Genomic DNA, 9,664 nt, shown 5'->3' with positions numbered 1-9,664 from the left:
GGGTGAGCTGCCGGGTGGGCTGGCGGGCCGGGGCTGCTGCTGGGCGAGTGGTGGTCGGGCGCGCTGGAGGCTCGGGCGCGGTTGGCGGCGCCGGTGGGGTGAGCCGTCGGGTGGGCTGGCGGGCCGGGGCTGCTGCTGACGGCCGCCCGGCGGCGTGATCGTCCTGGCGGGTCAGGCCTCGCCGGCCAGGTTGGCTGCCGCGAAGCTTCCGGTGCCCGTCGCGCGTTCGTGGAGTACCACCGTGTCCCCGGCGAGCAGCGCCTTGCACGTCAAGCGGTTGCCGATCGGGTGCGACAGGGGCGCTATCAACAGCACCTGCTGCGGCCCGGCGGGGTTCGGCCGCGTCGTGCGGGCCATCTCCTCGTACACGTCCCGGTAGCAGACCAGGTTCGTGCCGTCACCGGAAAACATGGTCTCGATCGAGCGCGGCAGTGCGGCGTCCTCGTCCCGGCGGGCGGCGCGCGCGACGCGCGACGTCACCAGCGGGCCCTCCGTGGTCAGCACGTGGTCGACCTCGAGCAGCTCCAGCAAATCGGTGCGCTCTTCGTCCACATGCACCACCCGAGCGCCGAGTAACTGGGAAGCGAACTGCAGGAGAATTGTTTCCGGCGTGTTTCCACCGGTAATTGCGACCAGCTGCCCGGGGACAATCCCCTCGGATTTCAGTGTCGCATGCAGCCGCCGTAATGTGTCGAAGGTCTCCCGATACGTCATCGACCGGCCACGATGGGCGAATGCGATCTGGTCGCCGCCATCTAACAGCACGTCGAGGATGCGGGTCAGAAAGACGCTGGACTCGCCCACGTTCCCCCCGTTCAGCGCTGAATCGGAATCTGAAACCAGATCACCACAACACCCCGCGGCGCGCGAGGAATTGTGTCAGCCAGCACAAGAGGACTGGGCCACATCGCCCTACGGACGGCGGGCGGCCAGCCCCAGCGCCCGCGCCGCGAACCGGGCCACCGCGTCCACGGCCGCCCGCTCGGCGAACCCGTCCGCGGGAGAGGTCCAGACCTCGATCGTGCCGTCGGTGCCCAGCACGACCTCGCCCAGCAACACGCCGGTCGCCGGCTCCGCGATCACCCACGAATAGCTCTCGTTCCGCGCCCACTCGCGGGCCCGCCGCGCCGCGTACCGGCTCGGCGCGGTCAACCCGGCCGCCGCCAGCGCCGGCAGGTCGCCGGCCCGCAGCTGCCGCAGGCGGTACCGGCCCGCGTTGATCTCCACCGGATCCATCAGCGCCGCCGCCAGGTCATGGCCACCGCGACCGCGACCGGGACCAGGAAGACCAGCCACATCCCACGGGTCAGCACGAACACCGCCACCGCCGCGATCAGGAGCAGCGGCAGGAGCCCGAGACCGGTCTTCCGCACCGGCGTCCGGGACGGCACCGGCCGGTCGAGCACCCGCGGCCGGGGCTCGGGCAGGTCGGCGAACAGCGGCGCCAGATCGGACCGGGTCCGCGCGGCCGCGACCTTCGCCGAGCGCAGCCCGAACTCGTCGATGTCCAGCCGCCCGGTGCGGACGTGCTCGGACAGGGCGTCCATGGCCTCCGTGCGCTCGGCGTCGGACAGCCGCAGCTCCGGCTGGTCGCTCACCGCCGCCGGTCCCGCCGGCCGTGGTTGCCGTGCCGGTGCTTCTCCCAGTCCGAACCCCAGAAGTTGCTGGCGGCCGCGGTGAACACGAACGGCATGGCGATCCACCACCAGGTCGACGTGGCGAAGGCCAGCACGATCGCCGCCACCCACAGGAACGGCACCGCGGCGGCCGCCACGCGCTGCGGCAACGGTCGGTCCGACCACTGCCGCGGCGGCCGGTCCGGCTTCTTCTCGACCGCCCCCGCCGGCTTCTCGAACACCGGATGCGGCTCCGGCAGGTCGGCGAACAGCTCGGCGAGGTCCCGCCGCGTGCGGGCGGCGGTGACCTTCGCCGAACGGTCGCCGTACTCGTCGAGGTCGAGGCGCCCGGCGCTCAGGTGCTCACCGAGAGCCTTCAGCGCGGACTCCCGGTCGTTGTCGCCGATGCGCAGATCGGGCGAGGGAACCTCGGTCACCCCGTCAGGTTAGTCCTTGATTTCGAGCAGGGAAGCGCCTTGCGTGACCGCGGCGCCGACCTCGACGGAAAGTCCGGTCACGGTGCCCGACTTGTGTGCGGTGACCGGGTTCTCCATCTTCATCGCCTCGAGCACGACGAGCAGATCGCCCGCCTCGACCTGCTGGCCGTCCTCGACCGCGATCTTGACGATCGTGCCCTGCATCGGCGCGGCCACGGTGTCCCCGCTGGCCGTGGTCTTCGTGCCGCCGCCCCGCTTGCGCGGCTTGGCCTTCGCGCCGCCGCCGTTGCCCTTGCCGCCGCCGCCGGCGAGCGCGAGGTCGCCGGGCAGCGAGACCTCCAGGCGACGGCCGCCGACCTCGACGACCACCGTCTGACGCGGCTCGGCCTCGTCCTCGGCCTCGGCGGCCTCGGTGAACGGCTCGATCTGGTTGTCGAACTCGGTCTCGATCCAGCGGGTGTGCACGGAGAAGCCGTCTTCGTCGCCGACGAACGCCGGGTCGCGCACGATGACGCGGTGGAACGGCAGGACCGTCGCCATGCCCTCGACGATCATCTCGTCCAGCGCGCGGCGGCTGCGCTCCAGCGCGTTCTGCCGGTCGGTGCCGGTGACGATCACCTTCGCCAGCATCGAGTCGAACTGCCCGCCGATGACACTGCCGTCGACCACGCCGGAGTCGACGCGCACGCCCGGGCCCTCGGGGAAGACCACCTTGGTGACGGTGCCCGGCGCGGGCAGGAAGTTGCGCCCGGCGTCCTCACCGTTGATGCGGAACTCGATGGAGTGGCCGCGCGGCGTCGGGTCCTCGGTGAACCGCAGCTTCTCGCCCTGGGCGATGCGGAACATCTCGCGCACCAGGTCCACGCCCGCGGTCTCCTCCGTCACCGGGTGCTCGACCTGCAGGCGGGTGTTGACCTCCAGGAACGAGATCGTCCCGTCCAGGCCCACCAGGTACTCGACCGTGCCGGCGCCGGAGTAGCCGGCCTCCTTGCAGATCGCCTTGGCCGACTCGTGGATCGTGCGGCGCTGCTCGTCGGTCAGGAACGGCGCGGGCGCCTCCTCGACCAGCTTCTGGTGGCGGCGCTGCAGCGAGCAGTCGCGGGTGCCGACGACCACGACGTTGCCGTGCAGGTCGGCCAGGACCTGGGCCTCGACGTGACGCGGCTTGTCCAGGTAGCGCTCGACGAAGCACTCACCCCGGCCGAACGCGGCGACCGCCTCGCGGGTGGCCGACTCGAACAGCTCCGGGATCTCCTCCTTGGTGCGGGCGACCTTCAGGCCGCGGCCGCCACCACCGAACGCCGCCTTGATCGCGACGGGCAGGCCGTGCTCGTCGGCGAAGGCGATGATCTCCTCGGCGTTCGACACGGGGTCCTTGGTGCCCGGGACCAGGGGAGCACCGGCCTTGAGCGCGATGTGCCGCGCGGTGACCTTGTCACCGAGGTCGCGGATCGCCTGCGGGCTCGGCCCGATCCAGGTCAGGCCCGCGTCGATGACCGCCTGCGCGAAATCGGCGTTCTCGGAGAGGAAGCCGTAGCCGGGGTGGACGGAGTCGGCGCCGGACCGCTTGGCGACGTCGATCAGCTTGTCGATGACCAGGTAGCTCTCCGCCGCCGTGGTGCCGCCGAGGGCGAACGCCTCGTCGGCGAGCTGGACGTGCGGCGCGTCCCGGTCGGGCTCGGCGTACACCGCGACACTCGCGAGCCCGGCGTCCTTGGCCGCTCTGATGACGCGGACCGCGATTTCACCCCGGTTGGCGACGAGGATCTTCGTCACCGGTCCGCCCTGGGTCGCGCTGGCCTGCTCGGGCACGCCCTTACCTCCATCTGGTCCTTCACGCAATCCCCCCGGAGCGTCGCGCGGCGCTTCCGCGGGCCTTTCCCGGAGTTTACGGCGGCGTAGTCGTGCTGCGGTGAGACCCGGCTCACGCTTACCCTGAAGGGGAAAGGGGTGGGCACGTGGGCAGGGGACGCGCGCCTCGGTCGGTGGTCGTGACCGCGGTGGTGGCCGCCGTCGTCGCGTTGTCCGCCCTGGTCACCGTGCGGTTGCTGCGCGAGGACGGGACGAGCGCTCAAGCGCCGGCCGGCGCCGGGAGCAACGCGGTGACCGCGGGCGCGGATTGCGGTGAGGGGCCGTGCCAGCTGGTGGCGCGGGCGAGTGTCGATGGCAAGCCGGTCGAGCTGCTCGCCGACGCCCAGGGCGGGAACGGGCGGTTCCAGGCCGGCGCCAACGTGCTCGAGCTGACGGTGACCGAGCTGGGCGGACGGCTCGACGCGAACTCGCTGTCCTGCGTGAGCGGCGCGGTGTCGGCGTGCCTGGTGCACGCGCGGCAGGAGGGCGCCGCGATCGCCCAGCTGCTCGTCGGCCGCGCCGGCACGTGGCGCTCGGTCGACAAGCCCTACTACTCCAGCGGCGGGGTCGTGCGGCTGGACGACGTCACCGGGGACACCGCGCCGGAGGTCGTGGTCGTGCAGAGCTCGCCGGTGCTGGCGCGGGTGTTCGCCCTGGACGGCAGCGCGCTGGGCTGCACGCGGCGCTACACCTCGGTCAGCCAGCTGCGTGGCTGGCCCGAGGTGCAGCTCAACTCCAGCGACCTGCGCGCCTGCTCCTAGGGCGTCTTCGAGCGCAGGGTGCGGGACCGTGCGCGCGATCCCCACGCTCCCGCAGGCCAACCGGCAGCGACGGTTCCGGCACCGCCCCACTGCGTGTCGTCCAGGGGGCGCCCGGAGCGTCGCTGCCTCGCCTGCGAATGGCCCTAGGCCCGGACCGGTGCCGGGGCGTCCAGCAGCGGCGCCGTGGTCGGCGAGTGCAGCACCTCGTCGTCGAGGAGGCCCTCCGTGCGTGCGATCCAGGTCGGGATCGCGATCTGGCCGGCCACGTTCGTCGCCGTGCGCATCATGTCCAGGATCGGGTCGATGCCGTAGATCACCGCGATCCCGGTGGCGATCACCTCGGGCGGCAGGTTCAGCGTGCTCAGCGTCAGCGTGAGCATCGTGAACCAGCCGGTCACCCCGGCGGTGGCGATCGCGCCGAACACCGCGACCACGACGATCAGCAGGTAGTCGGCGAAGCTCAGCGAGATGCCGAACAGGTTCGCGATGAAGATCGTGGCCACCGCGGGGTACACCGCGGCGCAACCGTCCATTTTGGTCGTCGTGCCGAGCGGCACCGCGAAGCTCGCGTAGCCGGGGTCGACGCCCAGGTTCACCGCGGTCTGCCGGCTCAGCGGCAGCGTCGCCCCGGAGGAGCGGGACACGAACGCGAACTGCAGCGCCGTCCACGCCTTGCGGAAGAACAGCGCCGGGCTCACCTTGCCGACGAACCGCAGCAGCAGCGGGTACACCACGAACAACACCAGCAGCGTTCCCGCGTAGACCGCGACGATCAGCGACAGCAGCGGCCGCACGAACTGGTCTCCGTAGGTGGCGAAGGCGTGCCCGATCAGGCCGAGCACGCCCAGCGGCGCGAGCCGGATGATCCAGCCCAGCACCTTCTGCACGATGTCGAACACCGCGCGGTTGAAGTTCACGAACGGCTCGGCGCGGTCACCCAGCGCGTACGCGGCGAGGCCGACGGCCAGCGACACGAGCACGACCTGCAGGATCTCGCCGTCGGCGAAGGCCTCGAACAGGTTGCTCGGCACCAGGTTGTTGATCAGGTCCAGCCACGAGCCCTGGTCGCGCGACGCGAGCTTCTCCACCGTCGACGGCTGGGGCTGCAACGAGACGCCGGTGCCCGGGTTCACGATCTTGCCGATGGCGATGCCGATGAGCACCGCGATCAGCGAGGTCGTGGCGAACCACAGCACGGTCTTGCCGCCGAGGCGGGCCGCGGTGCGGGCGCCGCCGAGGCCGCGCAGGCTCACGATGCCCAGCACGATGGCGGTGAAGACCAGCGGCAGGACGGTGACCTGCAGCAGGTTCGTGAAGATCGACCCGATCGTGTCGAGGGTCGTGACGAGCCAGTCCTGGCCGGTCTGCTTCGCCAGGACGCCCAGCAGGGCGCCCACGACGAGGGCGACGACCACGATCAGGCCGAAGACCTTGGGTTTGGTGTAGGTCCGTAACAGGGACACGGGTTCGCTCCGGGGCGTGAAAGTCACTGGTTGTGCCGCGTGTGGTCAACACACGGCGTCACCGGACTCTTCCCCATGACCCGTTCGTGTGGGCGACTTCTCAGGATGTGGGAGACCAGAGGTCGGTGACGCTGACCCCGACCTCCGCCAGCAGCCGCCGGGTCAGCGGCAGGCTGATCCCGATCACGCTGGACGGGTCGCCGTCGACGCCCTCGACGAACCAGCCGCCCAGCCCGTCGAGCGTGAACGCACCCGCCACCCGGAGCGGCTCGCCGGTGGCGACGTAGGCGTCGATCTCGGCCTGCGACGGTGCGGAGAACCGCACGTGGGTGGTCTGCGTGCCGACGGCCTGCCGCACCTTCTCGCCGCCCTCGACCAGCAGCACCGCGTGCCCGGTCAGCAGGTCGCCGGCGCCGCCGGCCATCTGCGCCCACCGCTTGCGCGCGGTCTCCGCGTCGCCCGGCTTGCCGAGCATCTCGCCGTTGAACGACAGCATCGAGTCGCAGCCGACGACCACCGCGTCCGCGTGCGTGCGGGTGACCTCGGCCAGCACGGCCTCGGCCTTGGCGAGCGCGAGCGCGGTGACGAGCTCCTCGCGGGACGGGTCGGTCAGGGCCGCGGCCACGGCGTCCTCGTCGACGCCGGAGACCACGACACTCGGTTCGATACCGGCGGCACGCAGCACCGCGAGCCGCGCCGGGGACTGGGAAGCCAGAACGAAACGCACGGCGCGAGCGTAGAACCACGCCGAGACGGCTCGCGCGGCGGTGCGGGTAGCGGCTGCCCTCCGCGACTGCGCCATCCACCGCGTCGGTGTGGTCCTCGCGACGGCCCGTCGGCTCACGGGTGCGCTCTGGGCGGTCGCCCGGTTCCGGCGGGCCTCGCCCGCGGTCCGGCTTCGGCGGGCGTTGCCTGCTTGTCTGCTGGTGGCTGCGCTTCGCGGGACACGCCATCCACCGCGTCGGGGTGGTCCTCGCGGCGGCCCGTCGGCTCACGGGTGCGCTCTGGGCGGTCGCCCGGTTCCGGCGGGCCTCGCCCGCGGTCCGGCTTCGGCGGGCGTTGCCTGCTTGTCTGCTGGTGGCTGCGCTTCGCGGGACACGCCATCCACCGCGTCGGTGTGGTCCTCGCGACGGCCCGCCGGCTCACGGGCGCGCTCCGCTCCGGCGGCCCCTCGCCGCGGGGCGCCTCATCAACTTCCGGCCGCCGCTTGGGGCCGCGGTTCCCGTGGCAGCGCTACCTGCCACCTTCGGCGGGCGCGCTCCGCGCGGCTGCTTCGCGGGGCCGCTTCCTCGTCGATTCCCGCCCGCCGCAGTCCGGGCGGTCGCGCGTCGCTCGGCGGTGCCATCCACCACCTTCGGCGGGCGCGCGACTCGCGGAGTCGCCTCCTCGTCAACTCCCACCGCCACCCACGTCAGCGACTCGTCCGGGAGCTGGTCGCCGTCTCGCCTTGCTCGTCAGGCGCGCGTCGCCGCTGGGGCGGGCGCCGGCCGCGGAGCCGGGCGGCGCATGGCGGCCGCCGCGATGATTCCGAGCAGCAGCACCGCCACCGGCAGCAGGATCGTTTCGCGGGTCGCGTCCGTGAGCGCCCGGGGCGCGTTCCCGCCGCTGCTCGCCATGCCCGCGCTGATCCGGGCCTGCAGCAGCACGCCAGTGGCCGCGCTGCCGAACACGCCGCCGACCTGCCGGGCGGTGTTGAAGATGCCCGACGCGGTGCCGGCCAGCCGCGGCTCGACCGAGCTCATCGTCACGTTGCTCATCGGCGCGAACACCGCACCGGTGCCCACCCCGCACAGCAGCAGGCCGGGGAAGGTGACCCACCAGGTGCGCGTCTCCCGCGCCATCAGCGCGATGAGCCCGAGACCCGCGGCGAGCGCGACGATCCCGAAGATCACCAGGTACCTCGGGTCGGTCCGGTCGGACAGGCGGCCGATGAACGGCGCGATGACCCCGGACAGCAGCGACATCGGCGCGGTGACCAGCCCGGCCTCGGTGGGGGAGAGCAGCAGCACGTCCTGCACGTAGATCACCAGCGGCAGGAACATCGCGGTCATCGTGAAGCCGATCGTGACCGCCGTCAGCGTGCCCGCGGAGAAGTTGCGGTTGGCGAACACCCGCAGCGGCAGCAGCGGCTCGCGGCGGTTGCGGCGCTGCCACACCACGAACCCGGCCAGCAGCAGCACCCCGGCGGCGATCACCTCGGCGACGTTGACCGGCGCGGCGACCCGGCCCCAGGAGTAGTGCTGCCCGTTCTGCAGCCCGAAGACCAGCAGCGACAACCCGGCGACGGACAGCAGGATGCCCGGGACGTCGAACGAGTGCGAGTTCCGCGGCTGCCAGTCCGGCACCAGCACCACCGCCAGCACCAGGCCGGCCGCGCCGACCGGCACGTTGACGAAGAAGATCCACTCCCAGCCCAGGTGGTCCACCAGCACACCGCCGAGCAGCGGGCCGGTGATCGTGGCCAGGCCCGCGACCCCGCCCCACAGGCCCATCGCCGGGCCCCGCTTGGCGGGCGGGAACAGGTGCGTGATGAACGCCAGCGTCTGCGGGGTCATCAGCGCGGCGCCCAGTCCCTGCACGGCGCGCGCGGCGATCAGCACCTCCGCGGTGCCGGCCAGGCCGCACCACAGCGACGCGAGCGTGAACACCGCGAGCCCGGCGAGGTAGACGCGCTTCGGGCCGAACCGGTCGCCGAGCCTGCTGGTGAACAGCATCGGCACCGCGTAGGCGAGCAGGTAGACGCTCATCACCCAGACGATGGCGTTCAGGTCGGTCGCCAGCCCGCGCACCATCGACGGGACCGCGATGGACACGATGGTGGTGTCCAGCAGGATCATGAAGAACCCGACGCACAGCGCGACCAGTGCCGCCCACGGGTCAGCTCGCTCGGTCATCAGATCTGTCCTCAGTGGATTCGGTGGGGACGGGGGAGAGCCGCTTCGGGCGGCGGTCGCCGGTCCAGCCGAGGCGGCCGGTGGTGATGTCGTCGACCAGTTGCCGGGTCCACTCCAGCTCGAAGCGGACCTGCGCGGTCGTGTAGCGCCAGTCGACCCAGTAGATCTCGGGCACCTCCGCGACCAGCCGGCGCGTGATGACCTCCTGCGACGCGGCCTTGGCCTCCAGCTGCAGCAGGCGCATCCGCAGCTGCTCCAGCGCGGTCTCGCGGCCGAGGTCGTCCATCGCGCCGAGGCCGCTGAGGAACTCGGGGTGCTCGCTGGCGAGCGTGCCCAGCATCGTCTTGGCGCGGTCGACGAACGCGTCCCGCCCCTGCTCGGTCAGGGCGTAGACGGTCCGCTCCGGCCGGCGACCCTCACGCTGGGTCTCCACGACCTCGATGTGTCCGCTGGCCAGCAAGCGGTCGACCGTGTGGTCGAGCGATCCGGGTTTGACCGCCACGCGGATCTCCAGGTGCCGGTCCCGCATGAGCTGGGTCATCTCGTACGGGTGCATCGGCCGCTCGTGCAGCAGTTCCAGGACGGCCATGGCCATCGGGGTGAGCTTCGCGGCAGGCATCATTCGCTCCAGTCCGTTTATTC

The 9,664-nt window shown here is 72.0% G+C and carries 10 protein-coding genes; 1 reads left to right on the top strand and 9 read right to left on the bottom strand.

The genetic code is table 11. The features are described from left to right. Positions 1-171: 171 nt before the first annotated feature. The 5 genes from D0D15_RS27955 to D0D15_RS27935 all read right to left on the bottom strand — a co-directional run bounded on the left by D0D15_RS27955 (position 172) and on the right by D0D15_RS27935 (position 3,865). Positions 172-804, bottom strand: coding sequence for an AMP-binding protein (locus D0D15_RS27955; RefSeq protein WP_198958398.1), 633 nt, complete (start codon positions 802-804; stop codon positions 172-174). A 108-nt stretch (positions 805-912) separates the two neighbouring features. After that, positions 913-1,236: a hypothetical protein gene (locus D0D15_RS27950; protein WP_115944874.1), complete on the bottom strand. Its 324-nt coding sequence runs from the start codon at positions 1,234-1,236 to the stop codon at positions 913-915. Then, positions 1,236-1,598 carry a DUF1707 SHOCT-like domain-containing protein gene (locus D0D15_RS27945; protein ID WP_198958397.1) on the bottom strand — a complete coding sequence of 121 codons (363 nt, stop codon included), beginning with the start codon at positions 1,596-1,598 and terminating at the stop codon, positions 1,236-1,238. Before D0D15_RS27945 ends, D0D15_RS27950 begins: the two co-directional genes overlap by 1 nt. Next, positions 1,595-2,053: a DUF1707 SHOCT-like domain-containing protein gene (locus D0D15_RS27940; RefSeq protein WP_094008909.1), complete on the bottom strand. Its 459-nt coding sequence runs from the start codon at positions 2,051-2,053 to the stop codon at positions 1,595-1,597. The genes D0D15_RS27945 and D0D15_RS27940 overlap by 4 nt, the downstream gene beginning before the upstream one ends. Before the next feature lie 9 nt (positions 2,054-2,062). Next, a complete protein-coding gene (locus tag D0D15_RS27935) occupies positions 2,063-3,865 on the bottom strand; it encodes an acetyl/propionyl/methylcrotonyl-CoA carboxylase subunit alpha (protein ID WP_115944873.1) in 1,803 nt (600 codons plus the stop codon). Between the two features lie 146 nt (positions 3,866-4,011). Between D0D15_RS27935 and D0D15_RS27930 the strand changes: the two genes are divergently transcribed. Then, complete coding sequence (locus D0D15_RS27930) at positions 4,012-4,665, top strand: hypothetical protein (protein ID WP_233157538.1); 654 nt, start codon at positions 4,012-4,014, stop codon at positions 4,663-4,665. 143 nt (positions 4,666-4,808) lie between these two features. Here D0D15_RS27930 and D0D15_RS27925 read toward each other — a convergent pair whose 3' ends face one another. The 4 genes from D0D15_RS27925 to D0D15_RS27910 form a co-directional block, all read right to left on the bottom strand. Next, positions 4,809-6,128, bottom strand: coding sequence for a dicarboxylate/amino acid:cation symporter (locus D0D15_RS27925; RefSeq protein ID WP_094008907.1), 1,320 nt, complete (start codon positions 6,126-6,128; stop codon positions 4,809-4,811). Between the two features lie 100 nt (positions 6,129-6,228). After that, positions 6,229-6,855, bottom strand: a complete 627-nt coding sequence (locus tag D0D15_RS27920; protein WP_094008906.1) for a Maf family protein — start codon at positions 6,853-6,855, stop codon at positions 6,229-6,231. 727 nt (positions 6,856-7,582) lie between these two features. Beyond that, entirely contained in the window at positions 7,583-9,022 is a 1,440-nt protein-coding gene (locus D0D15_RS27915; protein WP_115944872.1) for a DHA2 family efflux MFS transporter permease subunit, read from the bottom strand. Continuing rightward, positions 9,006-9,641 (bottom strand): PadR family transcriptional regulator, encoded by a 636-nt coding sequence (locus D0D15_RS27910; protein WP_167481572.1) that lies wholly within the window; start codon positions 9,639-9,641, stop codon positions 9,006-9,008. Before D0D15_RS27910 ends, D0D15_RS27915 begins: the two co-directional genes overlap by 17 nt. Positions 9,642-9,664: the final 23 nt, after the last annotated feature.

Source organism: Amycolatopsis thermalba, assembly GCF_003385215.1.
Lineage (GTDB): Bacteria > Actinomycetota > Actinomycetes > Mycobacteriales > Pseudonocardiaceae > Amycolatopsis_E > Amycolatopsis_E thermalba.
Note: the sequence above shows the minus strand (reverse complement) of the source record. Positions and strands in the feature narration are given on the sequence as shown.

Excerpts from the sequence above, each read along its gene's own strand:
- D0D15_RS27910 (WP_167481572.1), bottom strand. The coding sequence starts at position 9,641 with ATGCCTGCCGCGAAGCTCACCCCGATGGCCATGGCCGTCCTGGAACTG.
- D0D15_RS27915 (WP_115944872.1), bottom strand. The coding sequence starts at position 9,022 with ATGACCGAGCGAGCTGACCCGTGGGCGGCACTGGTCGCGCTGTGCGTC.
- D0D15_RS27950 (WP_115944874.1), bottom strand. The coding sequence starts at position 1,236 with ATGGATCCGGTGGAGATCAACGCGGGCCGGTACCGCCTGCGGCAGCTG.